This is a genomic window from Thermomicrobium sp. CFH 73360, assembly GCF_023806465.1.
Lineage (GTDB): Bacteria > Chloroflexota > Chloroflexia > Thermomicrobiales > Thermomicrobiaceae > Thermomicrobium.
Genome location: NZ_JAMSLS010000001.1, coordinates 613,886 through 636,151 on the forward strand (window position 1 = coordinate 613,886; position 22,266 = coordinate 636,151).

Genomic DNA, 22,266 nt, shown 5'->3' on the forward strand with positions numbered 1-22,266 from the left:
CTCACCACCTCCTCGATGGAGCACACTGGGAGCAGATGTGCTGGCAGCCGGTTTGGCTTGACAGTCAGTGGAGTCGTCCAGGACACTGAGGGGTAGAACAGTTCTCGAAAGGACGCTGACATGAATCGCATCCTCCTAGCATTAATCGCACTCCTCATGGCGAGCGCCTGCGCCACCGTGGCTCCCCCAACACCAACACCGCTTCCCCCAACTCCGACGCCACTCCCTGAAGGGCCGCCGGCTGTCAGCGGCCCCGACCGAGAGCGTCTGACCGCCTGGGCTCAAGCGTGGTTAACCGTCAGCAAATTCCGCGCTGAGATCACAGTGTACGACCAGTCCGGCACCGTGCAGCAGCACCTGCAGCTGGCGGTTGTGCTGCCTGATCGGCTTCACGCGGTTCAGCTCGACCCAGCTAGTGGGCAACCAACGCAAGAGTGGATCATCGTGGGTGACGCTGGTTGGATCAAGCAAGGGGAGCGCTGGCAACTTGGGCAAATCCAGCAGCCGCCGAATTTCAGTGAACTCTACGACCCCGCTGCGCTCGCCGAAGCCCGCGATGCGACAGCAGGGGGCGCATCCGTGACCATACGAGAACTTGCCGGCGAGTCGATCGACGGGATTCTCTGTGAGCGGTGGGAGATCATCGTCACGCCAGCAGGTCAGCAGGCGAATCGGATGACACTCTGGGTCGGCCGTGAGGACCAGTTGCCGCGCCAACTCCGCACCGAATATCCCGACGGCTCGGTGCTTCAGCTCCGGTACTGGGGCTACGACGAGGCGATCGACATCCAGCCGCCGAGCGAGCAGTGAGTCTCGCCAGGTCTTGTTCAATCAATGAAGGGAGGCAGCTGGGCCAGGGGGACGGAGGGGCCCTCCTCGTTGCTGGCATTGTCGGGTTCGTGGGGTTTACCTCCTTCTGTTCGGGATTACCCTTGGCACGGTTCTCAGTCGTCATCCTTCGGCTTCCTCGTCTGATCCTGGGCGAACGCAGCGCCAAGCAGCGGGCCAAACTACTCGCCCGGTCGTGAACAGCCGGGTTCAGTCCCCAAGCCGGCTCAACCCGGCTCGTACCTCAGCCCCCGTCAGGGGGCTTGCGGATTCAGCCCGGGGATCCGGCCCGGGCTGAATCTCACCAACTCGAGCACGTACTGCCAGAGATCCGGTCGGACCTGAACGGACGCTACGCAAGAGCCCTCACCATGCTGCAGAATAGTCGCGACGCGCTGGCGCAGCAGGGTGCAGGCGTCTCGGGCACCCTGCGGCACCTGCAAGCGCTCAGCGGAGCAAGCGGAACTCTCGCGCTCGCGGAGGCGCTGGAAGGCGAGCAACGTGTCGACGAGCGAACACTGGGAACGCGTGCGTGGAGCCATCGCTGGCGAACCGGTGGATGCTCCCCCAGTGAGTCTTTGGCGCCACTTCCCCGAGGACGACCAGCGAGCCGAGACGCTCGCATCCGTTACGCTGGCCTGGCAGCATCGCTTCAATTTCGATTTCGTCAAGCTGATGCCACCGGGTGATTATCCGGTCATTGCCTGGGGTGGGGAAAGTGAGTATCGTGGAAGTCCTACCGGCACACGCACTGTCACACGATATCCCGTCCAGGACGTGCAGGACTGGAGCCGGATTCGACCACTTCCCGTCAAAGGTGGTGTACTGCGCCAGGTTATCGAGACGGCCCGGTTCGTCAACGAGGCCCTTAACGGTACCGTACCGGTGCTGCAGACGATCTTCAGCCCGTTGACGGTTGCCTACAAGCTCTCAGCTGGACGCGTGCTGCGTGATCTCGACGAGTCTCCAGACCTGGTCGAGGAGGCGCTTGCTGCGATTACTGGGACGATGCGTCACCTCGTCCAGGCCTCGCTCGATGCCGGAGCACATGGCATCTTCTTTGCTACCCAGTGCGCGACTGCTGAGGTCACCGACGCAGCGACGTATACTCGCTGGGGTCACCCGTGGGATCTGGCGGTGCTTGAAGCAGCAGCAGGTGCGCTATTCATTGTCTTGCACCTTCACGGGCTTCAGCCCCACTTTGAGTTGCTCATGGACTATCCGGTGCAGGTCCTCAACTGGCACGACCGGCGCACAGCGATCAGTCTCGCCGAGGGTGAACGCCGCAGTGGCCGTTGCGTCGCTGGCGGCCTTGATGAGACGGCAATCGCAGCGATGCCTCCGACCGCAGTGGCCGAGCAAGCGCGTGAGGCAGTTGCACAACTTGGTGGACGGCACCTCATGGTGACACCCGGCTGCGTGATACCGATCGCAACTCCTGACGCCAATGTGGCCGCAGCAGTACAGGCTGTGCGTGCAGGCGGAGCGGAAAAGCAGCGGAGCTGATCGTATCAATGCCGCTCTTCACCGCCCCTCCTGCTCCGCGATTGGCTCGCCTTGTGGCCCCGCACCGTGAGACGCTGGCCCAGCGGCTCGCCCGGGCGGCGACGCCGGCTGACCGACGTGTGCGATCTCTCCTTGAGGCCTGGTTTGTGCGTCTTCCCGAGGCGGCACAAACCGACGTCCGCAGCCGACTCTGGGAGCGCGATCGCCGACTGGCACTTGCAGCGTTTTGGGAACTCTACTTGCACGAACTGCTCCTTACGTTGGGCTATGAAACAACCCCACACCCCGTCCTCGCAGCAGCAGGACCACGCCCTGACTTCCTTGCAGTTCGGCAAGGCGAATCCCTGTACGTGGAAGCCCTCGTCCACGGGCCACCAACCGAGGCCTGGCGAGCCGAGCGTCGCCTCTATCCGATCCTCGACGTGCTCCACGAGTTCGCGTGCTCTGGGTGGTTCCTCACGCTTGGGCGTGTCGAGTGTGGCCACAGTACCCCACCGCTCCGCGACCTGCGCCTGGCAATTGGCGAGTGGTTGGAGTCGCTTCCTCCCGAGCAAGACGAGGCACGGCTCGAATGGCGCCGAAACGGCTGGACTGTCGAACTCCGGGCGACCCGTTCTTTATCGACTCCAGCATCGGATGTCTTTCCCCTCCAACCAGCGCCAGCGATGTCGCTGCGGACGCTTGCATCGAAGCTCCAGGCAAAGGCCAAACGCTACCGCTCGCTCGACAATCCCTTGCTCCTCGCACTCTGCATCTCGCGACCGCTGGCAGAGGAAACACTCACCGACTCGCTCCCCCGCATTGTCGTAGGACTCCCCGACTGGGTCATGGGTGTCCTGGTCGCGTCCGGCCTTGATCCTTGGACCATCGCGACGACACCGCTGCGGCTCGTTCGCCGTGGAGACGCGCCACTACCGACCACCGGTTTTTTCGCTGCACTGGAACGCATCGGTGCACGACAGCTGACTCCTGAACTCATGGAGATCGATAAGCCGTGGCGGATCTTCAACCTCTGGCCTCACTGGCCAGCCGACCCTCTTGCCGAGGAAGAGTGCAGATAGTCCAGACGACAGACGAACGAACACTCTCGTCACTTGGCCACGGCCAAGAACGAACGAAAATGAGGAGCTCGCTGCTGCGCGGACATGACTCATCGTCGGGACGGGCGCACTATCGCGTACCTGTCCGATGCTCCTCCGGTCCTTTCGCTGAGCAGCAATGAGAGAGGTTCTCCCTCTTACTCGCTTAGACTGCACACTACCATGAAGCAGCCCAAGGTGTCCTGGGTTTCTCTCGAAGACTGCCCCTCGTCGGTAGTCCCAGCGTTATGCACTTGCCACCGCTTCGTGCTGAATGATAGGGGATCACCATCAGGAAAGGAGCCGTTAGGCCTCCGAGGACACGAGGCAGCCGATAGAGATCAGACAACCATAGGAGTAAAAAGGAGAAGACATGAAACACCGGCTCCCCACACCGTGGGGAGCACCAGATGCCTCTGACCAAAGGAACTCAGCTGCGGCCGGGCATCGCTCAGGCCTGTCGGAGGATGGGAGACGATCCGGTACAGTTGGCCTGCGTTCGCACACTGGCCACCGTTACTCCTGGACGACCAGGACAGTGGCAAGCGTTGGGTCACTGGCACCGTTGAAGCGCATGCCTGCGGCAATTCCCGTCTCAAGGAACTCGACGACCTCACGGCGGATCGCCTCGCCTGGCGCGACGACTGGAATGCCTGGCGGGTAAGGCGTAATCGGTTCCGCAGCGATGCGATCCACTGCACGCGCGAGTGGTACACGCTCGGTCGATGCGAAGAACGCTTCACGAGGGGTCAGAACTTGCGGTGCTCCTGCCACAATCGGCCCGGTCGCCCGGAGCAAGGCAGCAAGCCCGCTGACCGCCGTGTCGCGTCGTTGCGCACCCTGCTCGCGAGCCAGTGCGGTAAAGGCATGGACAAGCGCCTCGATCGTCTCTGGCGCATCGCCGAGCGTCAGCAAGCAGACGACGCTCACCAGATCGGCCATCTCCGCGGCAACACCGTGGTCGCGCCGCAAGCGTCGCTTCGCCTCCAGGCCCGTCAGGCCGAGCCCCTGAACATCAACCACCAGGCGCGTCCGATCGAAACCTGCACCGGGTCGGTCAGCAATGATCTCTGGGCCGAGAACGCGCAAGCCAGGGATCGCCGCAAGTGCTGCGCGGGCACGTTCTGCCAGTTCGAGCGTTCGGGCGAGGAGCTGCTCCCCCTCCAATGCCAACCGTCGCCGTGTCGCATCGAGCGATGCGTACAGGAAAGCAGCAGGACTCGTCGTCTGCACCATGGCCACGGCGGCGCGGAGGCGCGCCGGATCGACCAGCTGCCCGGCAATGAGCAGGAGGGCAGTCTGCGTGAGTGCGCCAGCAAGCTTGTGCAGGCTGGTAACCGCTAGATCGGCACCCGAGGGGATTGCCGCTGGCGGGAGCTCCGGGTGGAACGGCAGATGGGGCCCCCAAGCCTCATCGACGAAGAACGGCACCCCGCGCTCATGGCAAATCGCAGCCAAGCGAGGAAGGTCACTCGTGACACCAGTGTAAGTCGGACTCACGACCGCGACCGCCGTCGCATCAGGGTGCGCAGCAAGGGCTTGCTCGACCGACTCAGGAGCCACATCGAGCAACATCCCACTCTCGCAGTGCACTTCGGGGACGACGTAGACCGGTCGCGCGCCACCGAGCACCAGGCCAGCGAGCAATGACTTGTGCATCGCGCGGGTCACGACGATCGGCCGGCCTGGTCGGCCGAGTGTCAGGAGTGCTGCGAGATTCCCGGTCGTGCTCCCGTTGACGAGGAAGACCGCATCACGCGCCCGCCAGAGTCGGGCAGCCAATCGCTCAGCCTCCTCTAAAGGATCGCTCGTGAGATGGCTGTCGTACGTGCCGCCGTCGTGGGGAATGTCGAGCTGCAAAGCACGAGAACCGAAAACCGCGCAGAACTCCGGCGGCGCACCGCGCCCTTGCTTGTGCCCCGGCGTTGAGAAAGGAACGACCCCCTCGTCGAGATAAGCGACCCACTGCCGTACATACGGTGCTCGACGCTGCTCGTCGTCCACGCCACCGCCCTCCCAGACGCAATCACCGAAGGGTCGAGTATACCCCCAATCGCTCGAGCCGTCCGGATTGCACTCTCCTGTTGGCACCCGATCGTCACGCACCTGGTCATCTCTCAGACGAGCATGTGCCTGTGCAGTCTCCTTGTGGTGCCCGGTAGACACCTCGCAGAGGGAGGTGCATAATGGCATGCGATACGGCCCACGTTGTGGGTGGCAAAACGCGGAGCGCGCCGTGGCAGAACAGCCGACACGCGACCAATTCCAGCCCGATGATGAACTGTTCGAAGCGATCCAACGTTTCCTCGCGGAGCAGTCCTCGGACACGATTGATGCGGAACTCCGCCGTGCTCTGTCCGAAGCACGCCGGTTCATCGATCAGGAATTGCGGGATCGCCCAGAGTATAAGCGGATGCTCCGCGCACTTGAGCGGGTGATTGAGGACGAATTCCCAGGCGCATTCACGGCACCAGTGCGAGCTCGCCTGGCCGAACTCCTGTACCGCTACGGGCTCGCGCACTATTGGCTCGTCCAGGGGCGGGAACTCCCAGAGTGGCTCGCCCCCGCTGGGGAAGGCGAGGAAGCTGCCGAGGCTCCCCCAGAAGAAGCTCGCCCGTTGGTGATCTACGATATCTGGTTCCCCCAGGACATTGCGCTTGAGCATGCTGATGATGGCTACTACCTACACATCAGTGACGGACGAATTGATCTCTCGCTCTACTTAGGAGAAGAGCCGAACGAGCGCGGCGCACTCACTGACCTCCTTGGCCATTATCGGTTCGCCTTAACGCATGCGCCGCATGGTGAACCAGCAGAACCGAGCGATCGCCTTACTCCGGTCTTGACGGTCGAACTCGACTACAGCGGCTCTGAACTCGTCGAGGCGAACGATCATGTCGACGTGCTGTTCCTTGACCCGCAGGGTGAGCCGATCGTCCGGATGCACGCCCGGGCCGCCGAACTCCGTCTCATCGTCGAAGAACTCCAGACGATCGGCCGGGACGGTGGCTTCTGACTTTGAAGGGGATGGTCGCTCTCACGTAAGAGCGAGACCCTTCGAGCGGAGACTTGCCTCCGCCCGTGGCCAGCATCACACTACACGTCCACAACGGGGGCAAAAGACCTCGGCGTCGCTGATATCCGCATGACAGTAGGGGCACCGCCCACCCGCAGGAAGCGGTGCGGCTGGTGTTGCTGAGCGAGCCAGCACCGCAGTCTCCTGGTTTGCAAGATCACTCACCGCTCGCCCTCCGGTATCGGTTTGTTCAAGAGTCGGACGCAGGGGACGCGTCGGCTCCTCAGCGGGACGGACCGGCTCGGTCTTATAGGCCGCTGCCGACGCGCGATAGCTCGATGGCATCCGCGGCGGAAGCGGTCGCGTTGGGGTGTGCTGGAGGGCAAATTCTGCCCCACCGCGGCTGACCTCGACCTCCTCTTCGACGGCCCGTGCACCAAGGACCGCCACCAGCACGATCACTGGTAGACTAAGGATCGCTCCGGCCAGCAGCACCCACGGCATGCTTTCGCTGAGGATCCGGGCGACAAGCGCTTGCTCAAAGAGACCAGAAGGGAGACCACCGAGGAGATAAAGCCGGATAGCCCGCAAGGCAAAGCCGAGGAGAAGCGTCCCGTTGGCGAAGGCAACGAGCGCACCCAGTAAGCGCCCAATGAGCCCGGGTTGTGGCGTAAGGATGACCGCGCTCGAACCATAGCCGATCAAGAACGTGCAGGCGACGAGCAGCAGTACTGCTGCGAGAAAGCTGGCAGCCCCCTCCCCTAGCCCAGTCCAGTCAGCAAGGTCGAGCCCCCACGGCTGCGCCCAGAACTCGCCAAGCGCAAAACCGAGCAGGATCCCGAGCGTCACGAACACCTCGCGCGCTGCACCACGCCAGAACCCGATCGGGACGAAGAGTGCCAGTAACACCAGGAGGAGGATGTCAAGAACGAGATAGAGCGTCACAACCAGTCCCACCTCGCGGCAGCATGCTCACTCCGTGCCAAGCCTACCACGTGTCGGACATCCTTCGATACCTGTCCAGCGGTGAGCGGCACCGCCGGGGATACGACGGGTGCAACGGGAGTGACTTCTTTCTGTCTGCGCTGCCCCAACCCCGCTGTACACTGCCGTAACCGATGCAGTACGCAACACGCGCCATGCGCTGGCACGCGTTCCCTCGGTGAGTCACGAACTTCCTGTCTTGCATGCTTCACAAGGAGACGGGGCACACGCCGAGCAGTTGACGACTGGATACCACGCCGGTCACCGGACGAGCTGGAACACTCCCGCGAGGACGTCGCGAAGAAGGCGCGTCGGACGCAGATCGCGGATGAGTTCGCGGATGATCGTGCCGTACTTCTGCGCTTTTGGCGTGCCGTCCACCGTCAAATAGTGCTGGAATGCTCGCGTGAGCGCTTCGGGATACTCACGGAGGAGATACGGCCGCTGGTGTACAAATGGGGTCACATTACGAATGGTTTCCAAATCCGGCAGGATAAAGCTTTCCTCAAGCTTCTGCCAGTAACGGCTGAGAGCAAACGCCGAAAAATCGCCTACGGCACGAGCTTCCAGGATGGTTTCGGCAGCCAGCTTGCCAGAAATCATGGCAAAGTTGGAACCTTCACGGCTCAAGGGATTAACGAAACCGGCCGCATCCCCAACGACGAGCGCACCGTCAGCGAAGAGGGTTGGCAGAGCTCGCCAGCCACCTTCGGGGATGAGGTGCGCACTGTACTCGACGAGTTCTGCTCCTTCAAGCAAGGGCGCAATCGCTGGGTGTCGCTTAAAACGGTCAAGCAGATCACTCACATTGACCTCGTGGGTGATGAGGTCACTCAACAGCGCACCCGTACCGACCGACACCGTGTCGCGGTTCGTATATAAAAAGCCATAGCCAAGTAGACCACCGGTGGAAGCACCGAACGCCTCGATTGCCACCCCGTGACCTGCTGAGACGCCAAATCGCCGCTCAATCTCTGTTTCCGAGAGTCGCAGAAGTTCCTTGGCAACGAGCGCTTGCTCTTCCGGTCGCCACTCGCGAGTGAGTCCCGCCTTCTGGGCCAAGAGAGAGTTCGCCCCATCAGCCAGAATGACAACGTCCGCATAGAGCTCGCCTTGTTCGCCTGCACGAACGCCGACAATCCGCCCATCCTCCCAAAGGACGTCCTCGACTGTCACGCCAGTCGCCAGGAGTGCACCGGCGTTCTCTGCCTGTTGTGCAAACCACCGGTCCCACTCGGCCCGCAGAACACTAAAGGCATTATAGGGTGGCTGTCCAAAAGCCGGCGTTCGGTAGGTCACACCGAGAGCGTCCTCCTCGGTCAGGAGGAGATACCGCTGCTCGACGATCGCGCGCTCGAGTGGTGCCTCGCGCCAGAAGCCCGGGACGAGCTCCTCGGTCGGTTGACGATAGAGGATCCCGCCCATGACGTTCTTTGCGCCGGGATAGGCCCCACGCTCGAGCACGACAACTTCCACACCAGCACGTGCAAGCGTCAGTGCCGCCGCAACACCAGCTGGGCCTGCCCCGACAACAATAACCTCAACGCGCTCCTGGCTCATCCTCAGCGCCCTCGCCGTTCGCGGAGCCGAGCAATGAGACGGGGAACCACCTCGTTCCAATCAGCAATGAGGGCAAAGTCGGCCATCTTGACGAGTGGTGCGTTGGGATCCCGATTGATGACGACAATCGTCTCACTGCCCTGCATACCAACAGTGTGCTGTACCGCACCGGAGACGCCGACCCCAAGATAGAGCCGCGGTCGCACCTGTTTCCCCGTCTGCCCGATCTGCTCGGCATGTGGTCGCCAGCCTAGGTCACTGACTGCTCGTGTACAGCCGAGTGCCCCGCCCAACAACTCTGTGAGTTGGGCAAGTTGCGCAAATGCCTCCGGACCACCGACACCGCGTCCTCCGACCACCACGACAGGAGCATTCTCCAGATCGACCTGCCCACGTGGCTTCTCAACCATTCGTGTCATCCGTGCACGCTGGTCAGCAGGGGAAAAGGCCACAGTCAGGTCTTCAACCCTCGCCTGCTGACCACTTGGCTCCGGCGCTCGGTATGTTCCGGCACGGATCGTTGCGACTGCCGGACGAGCTCGGCTGGCACGAACTGTGGTCAAGAGCTTGCTCTGGTAGACAGGCCGAGTTGCTAGAAACTGCTCCGCCGTGACATCAAGCGACACGATGTCAGCGAAATGGGGTACGCCATGGCGTGCAGCAACCAGGGCCGCCACATCTCGTCCGAGGGTGGTACTTGGGAGGAGCGTGAGCGCTGGCTGGACGACGTCCCAAGCCGTCAAGACCACGCGCGCCATGACCGCTGCCACTGGATGCGCACAGTGTGGGTCATCAACCACGAGCACCCGCTCCGCCCCCAGGGTAGCAACCTGCTCAACGGCAGGAGCGATACCGTGCCCAACGACCAGTGCTGTGACCGGCCCGAGGGCATTTTGCACCGCTCCTGCTGCGCCAAAGAGCTCCAAGGAAGTTGCTCGTGCGGCACCGCCGGACGTCTCGACAAACACCAAAATCCCGCTGCTCTGCATCAGGCCCTCCTCAGCCCAGGAGACCACGCGACTCGAGGAAGGTCAGCAGGCGTTCCACGGCCTCGTCCGGTGGCACATCCTGTACCACTACACCGGCTGCCTTGGCCACGGGCTGACTCAACCCCTCCCACTGCACGAGTGGCTGCAGCGCCTCGTCGCTGAGTCCAAGATCAGCCGCAGTGAGATGCTCAACCGGCTTCCGGCGGGCATCCATAATCCCGCGCAAAGTGGGCAGACGAGGCTGAGGCAATGCCGAGAGCGCACACAGGACAACTGGTGGCGCCACCTCCTGAAACTGGTGGCCGTCCTCGATCTCTCGCTCGATCTCAAACACCCCGTCGCGGAACTCCCACCCAACAACATTGCTCACCAGCGGGAGATCGAGCTGCGCGGCAACCGCCGGACCGACATTCCCCGTTCCCGAGTCACTCGTTTCCTGCCCGCACCAGATCACATCAGGCTGTTCACGCTGCAACCAGGCCACGAGTGCTCTCGCGGTGGTCCAGGCATCACCGGGCAACCCATCTCCTTCCAGATTGACCGCCCGATCTGCACCCATCGCCAGAGCTCGATTGAGCGCATCGCGCGCCGTGCCAACGCTGGCCACGATGACCTCCCCACCAACTTGCTCGCGGAGACGCAGTGCCGCCTCGAGTGCATAGAGGTCATACTCGTTGGCCACCCTTTGAATTCCGGGGACCAGATCACCGAGTCGCGGATCATAGCGGACAGCGTTAGGGTCTGGCACTTCTTTGAGCAGCACCACGATCTTCATACACACTCCATCCCAGTCCGAGGACCATTTGTAGCGCCCTTGGGCAGTGCAGTATCTCCGGGCATGAGACCTCATCGACCGCGGAACTGTGGCTGTCGTTTCTCGAGGAAAGCTCGCATCCCCTCACGTTGATCTTCGGTGGTGAAGGCGTAGGCAAAGCACTGCCGCTCGTAGGCAAGACCTGCCGCAAGCCCGTGCTCGTCGCCGAAGCGCGTTGCCGCCTTGGTGAGGCGGACTGCGACGGGACCATTGGCTGCGATTTGCTGTGCGAGCTGCCATGCCCGATCGAGGAGCTCAGCCGCAGGATACACCGCATTGACCAAGCCGATCCGCAGCGCTTCGTCAGCCGTGATCCGTCGACCTGTATACAGGAGTTCACGTGCAATCCCTGGCGGAACGAGCCGTGGCAAGCGCTGCGAGCCGCCCCAACCTGGGGGAATACCAAGCTTCACCTCGGGTTGTCCGAACACTGCACGGTCGCTAGCCAGGCGGATATCGCAGGCGAGGGCGATCTCACACCCACCACCGAGTGCGTACCCATTCACCACCGCGATCACCGGCTGGGGAGCCTCTTCGATTGCCCGACACACCGCATGGCCGAGCTCGGCGAAGGCTAAAGCCTCAGCAGGTGACTTTTCTGCCATCTCACTGATATCGGCTCCGGCGATGAAAGCGCGCTCGCCAGCACCAGTCAGCAACATGACGCAGGTGGACTCGTCAGCTGCCAACTCCCGGAGGGTTTCCAACAGTGCACGGAGCGTCGGCGTGTCGAGTGCATTCAGGCGCTCGGGCCGATCCACTGTGATCAGAGCAATGCGCTCCTGGCGCGTGACTGTAATGCTCATGGTTCTCCTCCCCTATCGCCAGCCAAGAGCGCTCGGAACTCCTGAGCACGTTCAGCATAGCGTTGGGCCCGTCCGAGCAAGGCTAGGCGCTCCTCGGCGCTCACTTCGCGCCGGATACGGGCCGGAATACCCATCGCTACGGCTCCTGGAGGGATCTCCATCCCTTCTGGAACCACGGCGCCAGCCGCCACGACGGCCCCCGCACCAACGCGTGAACCGGTCAAAAGAACCGCTCCCATCCCGATCTGAGCCCCTGCGCCGACCACGGCACCATGGACAATGGCGCCGTGGCCGACCGTGACGTCGTCCTCGAGCACCACGGGGAATCCCTCGTCGAGGTGGACAATGACCCCTTCCTGGAGATTCACACGCGCCCCAAGGCGGATCGGGCCGATATCCCCCCGTACCACGACCCCAAACCACAGACTCGAGCCTGGTCCTACGACGACGTCACCGATGACAACTGCAGTCGGTGCGACAAAGACGTCATCGGCTAGCTGTGGTTTTTTGCCCCGATAGGCGAGAATGAGTGGCTGCATCTTAGCTCCGCATTGCCAACGTCTCGTACCCCTGAGCCGGTGGTTGTGGGCAGCGGAGTGGCTTATCGACCCGATACCCGAGGGCGTACTCCGCTTGGAGAAGCGTGTGGATCTCACGAGTCCCCTCGTAGATCACCGCGCCGCGAGCATTTCGGAGATAGCGCTCGACCGGATACTCGCTGGAATAACCATATGCACCGTGAATCTGAACCGCGTCGTTGGCCGCTTCAAACGCGCAGTCGCAGGCGTGCCACTTGGCGAGTGAGGTCTCACGCGTATTGCGAATCCCACGGTTCTTGAGCTCGGCAGCACGGAAGACGAGCAGTCGCGACGTCTCATAGCCACGAACCATCTTGGCAATCATTTGCTGCACCAGTTGGAAACGCCCGATTTCCTGTCCAAAGGCCTGCCGCTCATGGCAGTACTTCACGCTCGCCTCCAGGCAGGCCCGGATGAGCCCGCAGGCACCGGCGGCGACAGTAAAGCGTCCTTGGTCGATCGCACTCATCGCGATCTTAAAACCCTCGCCCGGCTCACCGATCATATTCTCAGCCGGTACGCGGACATTCTGCAGGGAGATCCAACCGGTATCTCCAGCACGCACGCCCAGCTTACCGTGGATGGAGCCAGTGGTCAGGCCGGGAGTCCCGCGCTCCACCATGAAGGCACAGAGGCCACGGTGGCCCAGGGTTGGATCAAGTGTGGCAAAGATGAGGAAGTGATCGGCAGTGTTGGCGAGTGAGATCCACATCTTCTCGCCGTTCAGGACGTATGAATCACCGTTCCGAACGGCTCGTGTTTGGATGTGTCCGGCATCGGATCCCGCGCCAGGCTCGGTTAGGGCGAACGTTGCCAGCTTTTCGCCTCGCGCTTGAGGAACGAGCCAGCGCTGCTTTTGCTCCTCCGTACCCCACTGGAGCAGCGTGAGGCTATTCAGTCCGACATGGACACTGATGGCAACGCGCAAGAAGGTATCGACCGCTTCGAGTTCCTCGCAGACGAGGGCAAGGGCCACGTAGTCAAAACCACCGCCACCGTAACGCTCAGGAATCGGCAAACCTAAGAGCCCGAGTTCACCCATCCGGCGATAGATCTCAGGATGGTACTCACCCTGAGCATCCCACTCCCGGATAAAAGGTGCAACTTCCCGCTGCGCCCACTCGCGGACCATGTCGCGAACTTGGATCTGTTCGGGCGTGAATTCAAAGTCCATGGTTGACCTCCCACCAGTGCCGCGTTATCGGCGTGCCGGGGCGGCACCATCCGGCGGGCAGTATAGGACAGTGTCAGGTCGCTCACAAGCGGGACGAGTCGTGCTCCACCCCGGGAACCATAACGCGGTCTGACCGTCTGCCATCGGTACTTCTCTCGTCGAGCGAGAGATCCGCCAAACCTTGCCTCCGCCAGTACCGCAGAAAGCCTGAAAGACACAGAAGGACTCTGTTGGACGAGATCGTTGCGTACTGGTAGGTTGTCGCGGGCTTGGAACTTCGCGGATTCGAACCGTACGCAAGCAGCCGTCCGTTTCTCGCACGGGCGAGGCATTCCCCTCCCTGATGAACGAGGGGCGCGATCATGTCCCCAGACAGAACGGCTACGTACCCTGCCCAAGAGACTTCCGCAACGGTGCGAGGCACTTTCGGCAGAATCGTTTCACTATCTGTCAGGTTACACGCGAAGCGAACGCGATAGACTACGCCCATAACGAGAAGCGATACGGGAAAGGATCGGAGAGGACGCAAAGGTAGCGGAGAAGCGCTCACCGACCACTGTCGAGCCACGTCACTCGACAGCAAGTTCTCGTCGTGGGCAAAGTGGGTGCCGCAGCATGAGGCCGAAGGAGATCCGGATGGGTGACAACCGGTTCCACCTGGCACTTGTTGTCCCAGCCCAGCCGCCAGCATTCGGGATCATTGGGCTGGTGCGTCTGGCACGTCTCCTCGGGTACGACGCGGTCATGGTCTGGGATCACCTCCAAAACTTTGTCCCTCGCGTTCTCTGGACGCCGCGGACAACCTGGATGGCACGGCTGCAACAGAGCCCCCACCCCTACTATGACTTTGCCACGCTCCTTGGGTACCTCAGTGCCCACGCCGGGCGACTCCGCCTCGGCGTGGGCGTCACCGACGTGATCCGCCGCCATCCAGTTCTCCTTGCTCAGACCATGCTGACGCTCGCGCACTTTGCCAAGCGCCCACCGATTCTGGGTCTGGGTGCTGGAGAAGCGGAGAATCTCACCCCCTACGGCTTTCCGTTCGACCAGCCGGTGACTCGTCTCGAAGAAGCGCTCGGCCTCCTCCGCTGCTGCTTGGATAACCCCGGTGAGATCCGCTTCTTTGGTCGCTTCTATCACGTGCCAGACGGGATCTTTGAGCTCACTGCACCGCGAGGACGGAAACCCGAGCTCTGGCTTGGCGCGCATGGCCCGCGCATGCTCGAACTCACTGGACGCTACGCTGACGGCTGGTACCCGAACTGGATTGCAACACCGGAGGAATACGCCCAGAAACTGGCGATAATCCGCGCCGCTGCAGCTCGCGCTGGGCGCAACCCCGAGGCTCTTTGCCCTGGGATGCAAGCACCACTCCTGCTCGCACCCACGGAGCGGGCAGCCCGGGCACTTCTCTCCCATCCGGCATTACGCCTGACGGCGCTCCTTCTGCCAGCCGCCGATTGGGAAGCGCTTGGCCACAAACACCCGCTCGGCGAACGATTCCGTGGCTATCTCGACTTTGTTCCAGAGCGCCTCACACCTGAGGAACTTCGGCGCGCTCTCCGGGTTGTTCCACCAGAACTCGTCGAGCGGAGCTTCCTTTGGGGGACACCGAATCAGGTAGTCGAGCGTATCCGGGCCTACCGTGCTGCCGGCCTCCGCTTTTTGAGTGTGCTGCCCGCCTCGGCCCTCCGCTCGCCCGGGGCCGCGCTCTGGACCTTCCTCGCACTGCGGCACCTGCGACGAGCGCTGCGGGACTGACCGTACACGACGTCGTTGGGAAAGAGCTTGTCATCTCGTCCAGGCGCAGCGAGCACCACGGCGAGCAGTTGCTCATGCTCGACCGATCGACCGAGTTCAGCGAGCAGGCTCGTCGCCGTCGGCAACGGAAGTTCGTCAGTCGGGATAGTGACGCTCATCCCGATCCCCATACGGAGATCGTCCAGTGTCTCGCCCCACACGCGACTCTGCCGGAGAATGCTGTGCGGGATGGAACCATAGCAGAGTGGCGGGCACGGAACTCGATTCGACCCGGCTTTGACCGTATCTCCAAAGGCCTGAAGCCAGGTCTCTGAGTCGATTGCAGAGTTACTGGATCCAAGTGTTGACAGTATTGTAGGGACTTGAAACGTCAGCTACTTCCTCCTCGAAGCACGTCGGGAGCACGGGAGACTGGAGGGAGCAGCCGATATGGCTTGTCGGCATGATGCGGCGTACACCATCTTTGAGGACCGGGGACGGCAGCTCCGCGCAGCAAACCAACGTGGACTTCAGGACGCGCTGAAGCGCGCTGATTGTCTCGTGGATCTCGCTGGCTTAACGGACGATGAGGATAGCCTGCGGTTCATTCTGCCGGGAAGTCATCCACGGTTTACACCACTCCACGAGGTCCTTCGCCCGCCAATGGTTCTTCGACTTGACTGGGAGAACATGGGTGTCCCGCCGGTTGGTTTGGCGTTCTGGGAAAAGCTCTGGGAACTCCTTCCTGAGGGAGTAACCGTCTTTGCGTGTGCTGGAGGGCATGGGCGGACGGGCACAGCACTTGCGGCCATGCTCATTGCACGGGGGATGAGTGTGGAGGAAGCAATCGAGTATGTCCGAAGAAAACACTGTCCACATGCTATCGAGACACGAGGACAGGAGGAATACCTCCGCTCACTCCGTTGAATGCGCAAAGGACAGGACCCCCATCCCGCTCTTTGTGTCAACAAGGTGAGCCCTATGGGTTCGGAGAAGAGCGATGAGGGCATAGTATGAACGGCCCGGCATCGCAGGCTCCCAATACAGGAGTATGGGAGCCCAGACACGGCAGCACGTCGAACGCTGCAGCCGCCTTCTGTCACGCTGGCGGGAACCATGCGGTCTCTCGTGCCAACTCCTTCAAGACCGCTGCCAACAGGACGCTGCGGTCGACCGGCCGTCCGAGCTCCACCAGCAGGCTCGTCGCTGTCGGCAGTGGCAGTTGCTCCCGCGGGATATTCACGTTGATCCCGATCCCGACCAGCAGGTAGTCCACGGTCTCGCCGCGAACACGGCTCTGTAACAAAATCCCCGCCAGCTTCCGCCCGTTGACCATGAGGTCATTTGGCTCTTTGATCTGGGGCCGCAGTCCACACACCGCCGTTATCGCCCCGGCCACCCGCTCCGCCACCCGCACCGAGAGTCGCTCGTCCTGCACCGCTGCAAGCTCCGGCCGTGCCACGACTGTGAACAGTAAGGACGTCCCGGCCGGGGCCTCCCAGCGCCGTCCCTCTCTTCCCCGCCCCTCTGTCTGTTCCTCCGCCACTACTACTGTTCCCGCCGGGGCCCCCTCGGCAGCAAGTGCCGCCGCCACGTCCATGGTCGAGGTCACCCGTTCATGGTGAACGATCCTCCAGCTGACCATCGCTCGCTCAGCTCCCGTTATCGCTCGAGGGAACTGGTGTTGAGACTCGTCGTACCTGCAGCTTGCGCACCCGGTTGCCATCGACCGCCAGTACCGTCACCTCCAGCCCGTCCACCAGCACTGACTCGCCTGGCTGCGGGATTCGCCCAAGATGCGCTTGCACCAATCCCCCAATCGTCGACGTCTCCTCCTCTTCAAGCGACACGCCAAAGATGTCCGCAATCTCCTCCAGCGTGATTCTCCCGTCGACGATTGCCTCCTCGGCACTGACTCGCTCAACCAGTGGTGCCTCAATGTCGTACTCGTCTTGGATCTCGCCAACGATCTCCTCTAAGACGTCCTCGATCGTGACAAGTCCAGCAGTCCCGCCAAACTCATCAACAACGATGGCCATGTGCACCCGTTGCCGCTGCAAATCGCGCAGCAGCTCATCGACCCGCTTCGACTCCGGAATGAAGTAAGCCTCTCGCATCACATCGCCAACCTTGACCCCCTCGGCTGGCTCCAGGGCAAAGCGCACCAAATCACGAACGTGCACAATCCCCACAATTCGGTCGATCGTCCCTTGGTAGACCGGCAAACGAGAGTGCTTGCGCTCTCGGGCCAACACCACCGCCTCACGCACTGCGGCCTCAAACGGCACCGCCACAATATCAGTGCGTGGAACCATGATGTCACGCGCAATCAGCCGATCCAGCCGGAGCACCCGCTCAATCAGTTCTTCAGCTTCCTCAACCGCCTCTTCAGTCGGTACTGCGGGAGCAGCTGCCGGCGGCAGAACGGCCGGTGCAGGCGGCACGAGCATGCTCAGTGGGCGCTCAAGGAACTCACTGACAGCAGCCAATGGTCCTCCCACCCTGCTCAAGACACGGGCGAGGAGGCGCAGCCGCCTTCCTGGCCGCTCTCGCCGCTGTTCCAAGATCGCCATTGGCAACGCACTGGCCAGGACAAGGAGTGCAAGAATGGCAATTAAGCCTGCAACGGCCAAAGCCTGTGCTGGCCACCAGTAGAGGCCAAGTCGGACGGCAAGCAGTGTGAGCACGAGGAACGTCACACCTTGCACGAGTCGCACTGCTGGCCGTGCCGCGTGCAGTTGCTCCAGCACCGTTGCTCCGTTGCCGTTGTGCAGTTCTGCGAGCTCGGCAAGGAACTCGCGCAGTGAACGTCGTGCTGGGAGACAGCTGGCCAAATCAGCAAGCGCCGCAAGAGTAAGCAGGATCGCTGCTGCAACGATGAGGATCAGTTCTATCCAGGGACTACTCAATCGCACACTCCCGGGGTGGCCCCGCACAACGCGGCGCGCGGTCAGGTGAAGAGCGCACTAATGCTCAAGTCCTTGTGGATCCGCATGATCGCCTCTGCCAACAGCGGGGCGACCGTCAGCACCTCCACCTTGTCCGTGCACACCCCTTCTGGTAACGGAATCGTATCAGTCACAAAGACCTTCTCAATCGGCGACAGCTGAATACGCTCAAGCGCGTTCCCGGCAAAGACCCCGTGGACCGCGGCAGCGAAGATGCGACGCGCTCCGCGCTCCCGGAGAAGCTCCACCGCCTGTAGCAGCGTGCCCCCTGTCGCGATGATGTCATCGACGATAACTGCATCACGCCCCTCGACATCACCGACCATCTCCAGTACCTCGGCAACCTCCGGTCCCGGTCGCTTCTTGGAGATGATCGCCAGACTGCCACCAGCACGCCGCCGAAACTCATCGGCGCGAACTACCGCACCAGCATCCGGACTGACCACCACGAAGTCAGTGAGCCCAAGCCGGCGAAAGTGGGCAGCCAGAATCGGAGTAGCACGCAGGTGATCGACCGGGATGTCAAAAAATCCTTCGATCGCCGGTGCATGCAAGTCGAGCGTCAGAACGCGGTCGGCACCAGCCGTCGTCAGCAGATTGGCGAGGAGCTTGGCACTAATCGGCTCACGTCCCGCCGTCTTCTTCTCCTGTCGTGCGTAGGCGTAGTATGGGATAACCGCGGTGATGCGCGCAGCCGAGGCCCGCTTGACTGCATCCAGCATGATCAGCAGTTCCATGATGTTCTGATTGACCGGCGCGCAGAGTGACTGAATGACGAAGACGTCCGAGCCTCGGACGTTCTCCTCCAAGCGCACCCGCGTCTCACCATCGCTCCAGCTTGAGACCTCAGCCCGTCCCAGCGGTGTCTCAAGTACACTCACGATCGCCTGCGCCAAGCGCGGATTGGAGTTTCCTGCAAAGATCTGGAGTCGTCCATCCACTGCCTACGCTCCTGTCTCGTCACCTCTCCGGACGCGGCGTGACCCGATCGGCCGTGCAGGCACCCCAACCACAGTGGCTCCTGGTTGCACGTCCTTAGTCACCACACTCCCCGCTCCAGTCCGCGCACCACGTCCCACCCGCACCGGCGCAACGAGCATGGTGTCGCTGCCGATGAACGCGTCGTCCTCGATGATCGTCCGGTGCTTGGCCACACCATCAAAGTTGCAGGTTACCGTTCCGGCGCCAATGTTGACTCGTGCACCCAATTCGGCATCACCCACGTAACTCACGTGCCCAATCCGCGTGCCGGGTCCGACACGCGCGTTCTTGAGCTCGGCAAAGTTCCCGATGTGCACATCGTCCTCTACGACCGTTCCCGGTCGCAAGTGACTATACGGGCCAACGTGAACGCGGGCACCAAGGGTCGCCTCCTCCAGCACCGAGGCAACGACCACACAGTCAGGCCCAATCACGCTGTCACGCACGAACGCCTGCGGGCCGATACAGGATCCGCTCCCGATCCTCGTCCGCCCTCGCAGAATGGTGAACGGCTCGATCCGCACGTCGGCCTCAATCTCGACCCCCGGCTCGATCCAGGTCGAGGCTGGATCGACGATCGTCACCCCAGCCCGCTGGTAGGCCTGCACAATCCGATCACGAAGCAGCGCCTCGGCTCGCGCCAGATCCACTCGATCGTTCACGCCAAGCGCCGTCTCCGGTGGCGCAACAACGGTGATGACCGGATCAGTCGAGTGCTCGCATGTCGCGGCGAGTGCGACCAGCGCGGTGTGGTAGTACTCGCCTGACGGGCTACGCGGCACGCGCGGCACAGCGCTTTCCACCCATGGCCGCCAGTAGAGTGTCGCGCCGCTCACCACCTCAACCGGTCCAGTATACGTTTGCTGATCGTCTCGCGCCTCGACCACCCCCTGCACACGCCCCTCCCCATCACGCTGGATACGCCCATAGGCGCCCGGATCGGGCAAGATCGTCGTGAGCACCGCAGCGAGCGGCCGCTTCGCCAGTGCCACCGTCCACAGCCGCTCCAGATCCTGCGCCGTCAGCAGTGGATGATCGCCGAAGACGAGGAGAACCCAGGACACCTCCGACCGAAGGGAGGGGAGCGCCTGTGCCAATGCATGCGCTGTCCCAAGCGGCTCAGGCTGCACCACCATCTGCCACCCATCTGGCAGGAGCGCGCGGAGCTCCGTCTTTGCCGGGCTGACGACAAGGATCCGCTGCCTAGCGGGAAGCGCTTGGGTAGCCTCGAGAACATAAGTGATCAAAGGCCGACCGGCCAGGGGGTGCAGTTCTTTCGGTATGCGGGAACGCATCCGCGTTCCCAGCCCGCCGGCGAGCACGACGACCGCCAGCGATTCGTCACTCGCCGCTTGCGTTGCGTCAGGCTTCGCGTCCACTTCTGTCGTCTGGTCGGGCACGCCCATTCACAGCGCGGCTCGGGCGTGCCACCCGGCTGGCGGGCCAGGATTCGAACCTGGAACAGAGACTCCAAAGGCCCCTGTGATACCGTTTCACCACCCGCCAATGTTTGTAACCATCATCTAGCCTACACGCCCGCGACCAACTCCGTCAACCTTCCCGGCGATAGTCCAGGTACCACAGAGCCACGCTGACCCCTTCCCAAGCAAGACCGCACTGCAACAGTTGTCTCCGTGGCACGGCTGGCTGTAGCCAGCTTGTCTCCAGTAGCCAAGCTCACCCGGCCTCGGCTTCGAGAACCAAGGGTAGCCCAAGCCACGCTGTGCCCCCCCCACCACGTTGGCCTCGTGTCGCTCGAGCCGGCCTGCCGCAACCGCACGCAGGCAGCGGGTCACTGCCAAAGAGCCAATGCCACCGCCTGCTCTCGCTGCGCCGAGCCAGTCCGCACCACTCGCCACCAGATGCTTGCGATGCGCGCCTTTCGGGGAGAGGAAGGACACGGAGATCATTTACCCCGACGGCTGCGCGGCTGTCCGATCTCACCGCGCCAATGTCCGTCCCGGCAAGGCCAGCGAGAGAGTAGGGACATCTTTCCTACCCTGCCTGTCTTGTGCCTTGCCGATCCCCGAACTAGACTCCTCCGCGACGGAGGCGTCGTGATGGCTGAGCGGCAGGAGACCGGAACGTTCACTGAACAACTGCGCGCTACAGTTGAGCGTTGCCGAGCGGAACTCGGAGAGACCGGACGGTCGCTCGAGGAGATCGAGCTCCTGCTCGCGCAGACCGCGACAGAGGTCGAGCGGCTGAGTCAGCGCGAGATCCAGCTGAGCGCTCGCCTCCGTGACGTCGAGACCAACCTCGAGGCCTATCCGCGTAGCGAGATTCGCGACGCCTATCGCGCTGTCCACGAGGCGACCCTTCGGCTCTTCATGCTGCGTAACCAAATGGAACAGCTGGAGGAGCGCCGTCGTAGCCTCTCGCTGTACCAGGAGCGCCTCCGCGAGCTCCTCGCCTTGGCCGAAAACCAGCTCGCCGCTGCCAGCGACCGTATGAGCGAGCGGCGCACCCGGCTGCTCAGTCCTTCCCGCGAGCCATTCCCGACGGAGAACCTCCTCTCGCTCGCCGAACGTGAACGTGCGTCCGTCCGGCGAATGCTGGAGCATGAACTCGCACAACTCCTCAGTGCACTCGTGTTGCAGATTGAGATCTGTCTCCAGCTCGAGCGCCAGCGACCAGAAGAGCTACACGTCGAACTCCTGCGGCTGCGCCAGATGGCGAGCGAGGCGGTGCACGGCCTGCGTCGCACCCTGCTCGAGCTGGCGCCGAGTCAAGTCGCGGAAATTGGGCTCGTGGCTACCTTACGCCGGTATGTCCGCGAGCTGGCACGGGTCAGTCGGCTCGAACGGTTCGAGGTCAATGGCCCAGACCGCGACGATGCACTCCCCCCAGACTTCTCACAGCTCGCCTATCGGCTCCTGCAGGCAACGTGTGCTCACGTCGCCCGGCACGCAGGTGTGACAGAACTCCTCGTTGACATCCACTACGAGCCAGCGCAGCTCATTGCGCGCCTGGAGGCAGCCGGCCCTGCACCACTCGACCCTCTCCCACCGTTCGACCCGCTTCTGGCTGAACGGTTGGAGCATTTGAGCGCGAGCCTTGCCAGTGAGCAACTCGCGCCGGAGCGGCTGCGTCTCACGCTCCTCATTCCCCTGACTTGAGTCCTCCTCGTTTCCCACTCTGTGGGATGATTCCGATCCCCCATTCGGATGCGAACCGAACTCCCGATTGCGATGGGGACAAATGCGCCTACGGCCCGGGGGCAACAACACCGTAGTGTCAGCACAGACACCTGACACGACCGA

The 22,266-nt window shown here is 62.6% G+C and carries 20 protein-coding genes and 1 tRNA gene; 8 read left to right on the forward strand and 13 right to left on the reverse strand.

All coding sequences use genetic code 11. The features are described 5' to 3' along the window. The first annotated feature begins 120 nt into the window (after nucleotides 1-120). From NET03_RS02740 to NET03_RS02750, 3 genes are all read left to right on the forward strand, one after another. Nucleotides 121-810: a LolA-like protein gene (locus NET03_RS02740; protein WP_252127355.1), complete on the forward strand. Its 690-nt coding sequence runs from the start codon at nucleotides 121-123 to the stop codon at nucleotides 808-810. 519 nt (nucleotides 811-1,329) lie between these two features. Beyond that, on the forward strand, nucleotides 1,330-2,334 hold the full coding sequence (locus NET03_RS02745) for a uroporphyrinogen decarboxylase family protein (RefSeq protein WP_252127356.1): 1,005 nt from the start codon (nucleotides 1,330-1,332) through the stop codon (nucleotides 2,332-2,334). Between the two features lie 8 nt (nucleotides 2,335-2,342). Continuing rightward, nucleotides 2,343-3,395: a hypothetical protein gene (locus NET03_RS02750; protein WP_252127357.1), complete on the forward strand. Its 1,053-nt coding sequence runs from the start codon at nucleotides 2,343-2,345 to the stop codon at nucleotides 3,393-3,395. Nucleotides 3,396-3,929: 534 nt separating this feature from the next. Here the strand turns inward: NET03_RS02750 and NET03_RS13475 are convergent. Continuing rightward, entirely contained in the window at nucleotides 3,930-5,417 is a 1,488-nt protein-coding gene (locus NET03_RS13475) for an aminotransferase class I/II-fold pyridoxal phosphate-dependent enzyme (protein ID WP_353655750.1), read from the reverse strand. Nucleotides 5,418-5,649: 232 nt separating this feature from the next. Here NET03_RS13475 and NET03_RS02765 point away from each other — a divergent pair, with 232 nt between their 5' ends. After that, entirely contained in the window at nucleotides 5,650-6,429 is a 780-nt protein-coding gene (locus NET03_RS02765) for a hypothetical protein (protein ID WP_252127358.1), read from the forward strand. A gap of 75 nt (nucleotides 6,430-6,504) precedes the next feature. Here the strand turns inward: NET03_RS02765 and NET03_RS02770 are convergent, their stop codons facing one another. From NET03_RS02770 to NET03_RS02800, 7 genes are all read right to left on the reverse strand, one after another. After that, the gene (locus NET03_RS02770) at nucleotides 6,505-7,374 is read right to left on the reverse strand and encodes a CvpA family protein (protein ID WP_252127359.1); all 870 of its coding nucleotides are present in this window, start codon (nucleotides 7,372-7,374) and stop codon (nucleotides 6,505-6,507) included. Nucleotides 7,375-7,674: 300 nt separating this feature from the next. Next, nucleotides 7,675-8,973: an FAD-dependent oxidoreductase gene (locus NET03_RS02775; protein WP_252127360.1), complete on the reverse strand. Its 1,299-nt coding sequence runs from the start codon at nucleotides 8,971-8,973 to the stop codon at nucleotides 7,675-7,677. A 2-nt stretch (nucleotides 8,974-8,975) separates the two neighbouring features. Beyond that, nucleotides 8,976-9,962, reverse strand: a complete 987-nt coding sequence (locus tag NET03_RS02780) for an electron transfer flavoprotein subunit alpha/FixB family protein (RefSeq protein WP_252127361.1) — start codon at nucleotides 9,960-9,962, stop codon at nucleotides 8,976-8,978. A 10-nt stretch (nucleotides 9,963-9,972) separates the two neighbouring features. Further along, complete coding sequence (locus NET03_RS02785; RefSeq protein ID WP_252127362.1) at nucleotides 9,973-10,737, reverse strand: electron transfer flavoprotein subunit beta/FixA family protein; 765 nt, start codon at nucleotides 10,735-10,737, stop codon at nucleotides 9,973-9,975. Nucleotides 10,738-10,808: 71 nt separating this feature from the next. Beyond that, the gene (locus tag NET03_RS02790) at nucleotides 10,809-11,582 is read right to left on the reverse strand and encodes an enoyl-CoA hydratase/isomerase family protein (RefSeq protein WP_252127363.1); all 774 of its coding nucleotides are present in this window, start codon (nucleotides 11,580-11,582) and stop codon (nucleotides 10,809-10,811) included. Next, entirely contained in the window at nucleotides 11,579-12,121 is a 543-nt protein-coding gene (locus NET03_RS02795; protein ID WP_252127364.1) for a gamma carbonic anhydrase family protein, read from the reverse strand. Before NET03_RS02795 ends, NET03_RS02790 begins: the two co-directional genes overlap by 4 nt. Before the next feature lies 1 nt (nucleotide 12,122). Beyond that, nucleotides 12,123-13,334, reverse strand: a complete 1,212-nt coding sequence (locus NET03_RS02800; RefSeq protein WP_252127365.1) for an acyl-CoA dehydrogenase family protein — start codon at nucleotides 13,332-13,334, stop codon at nucleotides 12,123-12,125. A 636-nt stretch (nucleotides 13,335-13,970) separates the two neighbouring features. On the opposite strand from NET03_RS02800, the gene NET03_RS02805 reads away from it, so the two are divergent. The 3 genes from NET03_RS02805 to NET03_RS02815 all read left to right on the forward strand — a co-directional run bounded on the left by NET03_RS02805 (nucleotide 13,971) and on the right by NET03_RS02815 (nucleotide 16,001). Next, complete coding sequence (locus tag NET03_RS02805; protein ID WP_252127366.1) at nucleotides 13,971-15,095, forward strand: LLM class flavin-dependent oxidoreductase; 1,125 nt, start codon at nucleotides 13,971-13,973, stop codon at nucleotides 15,093-15,095. Nucleotides 15,096-15,169: 74 nt separating this feature from the next. Next, nucleotides 15,170-15,409, forward strand: coding sequence for a hypothetical protein (locus NET03_RS02810; RefSeq protein WP_252127367.1), 240 nt, complete (start codon nucleotides 15,170-15,172; stop codon nucleotides 15,407-15,409). A 115-nt stretch (nucleotides 15,410-15,524) separates the two neighbouring features. Further along, nucleotides 15,525-16,001 carry a protein-tyrosine phosphatase family protein gene (locus NET03_RS02815; RefSeq protein WP_252127368.1) on the forward strand — a complete coding sequence of 159 codons (477 nt, stop codon included), beginning with the start codon at nucleotides 15,525-15,527 and terminating at the stop codon, nucleotides 15,999-16,001. Nucleotides 16,002-16,173: 172 nt separating this feature from the next. On the opposite strand, the gene NET03_RS02820 is transcribed toward NET03_RS02815, so the two are convergent. From NET03_RS02820 to NET03_RS02840, 5 genes are all read right to left on the reverse strand, one after another. Then, complete coding sequence (locus NET03_RS02820) at nucleotides 16,174-16,719, reverse strand: biotin--[acetyl-CoA-carboxylase] ligase (RefSeq protein ID WP_252127369.1); 546 nt, start codon at nucleotides 16,717-16,719, stop codon at nucleotides 16,174-16,176. Between the two features lie 7 nt (nucleotides 16,720-16,726). Then, nucleotides 16,727-17,983, reverse strand: a complete 1,257-nt coding sequence (locus NET03_RS02825; protein ID WP_252127370.1) for a hemolysin family protein — start codon at nucleotides 17,981-17,983, stop codon at nucleotides 16,727-16,729. A 41-nt stretch (nucleotides 17,984-18,024) separates the two neighbouring features. Then, entirely contained in the window at nucleotides 18,025-18,963 is a 939-nt protein-coding gene (locus tag NET03_RS02830) for a ribose-phosphate diphosphokinase (RefSeq protein WP_252127371.1), read from the reverse strand. 3 nt (nucleotides 18,964-18,966) lie between these two features. Beyond that, nucleotides 18,967-20,403: a bifunctional UDP-N-acetylglucosamine diphosphorylase/glucosamine-1-phosphate N-acetyltransferase GlmU gene (glmU, locus tag NET03_RS02835; RefSeq protein WP_252127372.1), complete on the reverse strand. Its 1,437-nt coding sequence runs from the start codon at nucleotides 20,401-20,403 to the stop codon at nucleotides 18,967-18,969. 35 nt (nucleotides 20,404-20,438) lie between these two features. Next, nucleotides 20,439-20,509, reverse strand: a tRNA-Gln gene (locus tag NET03_RS02840). 554 nt (nucleotides 20,510-21,063) lie between these two features. Between NET03_RS02840 and NET03_RS02845 the strand changes: the two genes are divergently transcribed. Next, nucleotides 21,064-22,122, forward strand: a complete 1,059-nt coding sequence (locus NET03_RS02845) for a sensor histidine kinase (protein WP_252127373.1) — start codon at nucleotides 21,064-21,066, stop codon at nucleotides 22,120-22,122. Nucleotides 22,123-22,266: the final 144 nt, after the last annotated feature.

Excerpts from the sequence above, each read along its gene's own strand:
- NET03_RS02775 (WP_252127360.1), bottom strand. The coding sequence starts at position 8,973 with ATGAGCCAGGAGCGCGTTGAGGTTATTGTTGTCGGGGCAGGCCCAGCT.
- NET03_RS02750 (WP_252127357.1), top strand. The coding sequence starts at position 2,343 with ATGCCGCTCTTCACCGCCCCTCCTGCTCCGCGATTGGCTCGCCTTGTG.
- NET03_RS02795 (WP_252127364.1), bottom strand. The coding sequence starts at position 12,121 with ATGCAGCCACTCATTCTCGCCTATCGGGGCAAAAAACCACAGCTAGCC.
- NET03_RS02810 (WP_252127367.1), top strand. The coding sequence starts at position 15,170 with ATGCTCGACCGATCGACCGAGTTCAGCGAGCAGGCTCGTCGCCGTCGG.
- NET03_RS02785 (WP_252127362.1), bottom strand. The coding sequence starts at position 10,737 with ATGAAGATCGTGGTGCTGCTCAAAGAAGTGCCAGACCCTAACGCTGTC.
- NET03_RS02740 (WP_252127355.1), top strand. The coding sequence starts at position 121 with ATGAATCGCATCCTCCTAGCATTAATCGCACTCCTCATGGCGAGCGCC.
- NET03_RS02820 (WP_252127369.1), bottom strand. The coding sequence starts at position 16,719 with ATGGTCAGCTGGAGGATCGTTCACCATGAACGGGTGACCTCGACCATG.
- NET03_RS02800 (WP_252127365.1), bottom strand. The coding sequence starts at position 13,334 with ATGGACTTTGAATTCACGCCCGAACAGATCCAAGTTCGCGACATGGTC.
- NET03_RS02805 (WP_252127366.1), top strand. The coding sequence starts at position 13,971 with ATGGGTGACAACCGGTTCCACCTGGCACTTGTTGTCCCAGCCCAGCCG.
- NET03_RS02845 (WP_252127373.1), top strand. The coding sequence starts at position 21,064 with ATGGCTGAGCGGCAGGAGACCGGAACGTTCACTGAACAACTGCGCGCT.
- NET03_RS02790 (WP_252127363.1), bottom strand. The coding sequence starts at position 11,582 with ATGAGCATTACAGTCACGCGCCAGGAGCGCATTGCTCTGATCACAGTG.
- NET03_RS02815 (WP_252127368.1), top strand. The coding sequence starts at position 15,525 with ATGGCTTGTCGGCATGATGCGGCGTACACCATCTTTGAGGACCGGGGA.
- NET03_RS02780 (WP_252127361.1), bottom strand. The coding sequence starts at position 9,962 with ATGCAGAGCAGCGGGATTTTGGTGTTTGTCGAGACGTCCGGCGGTGCC.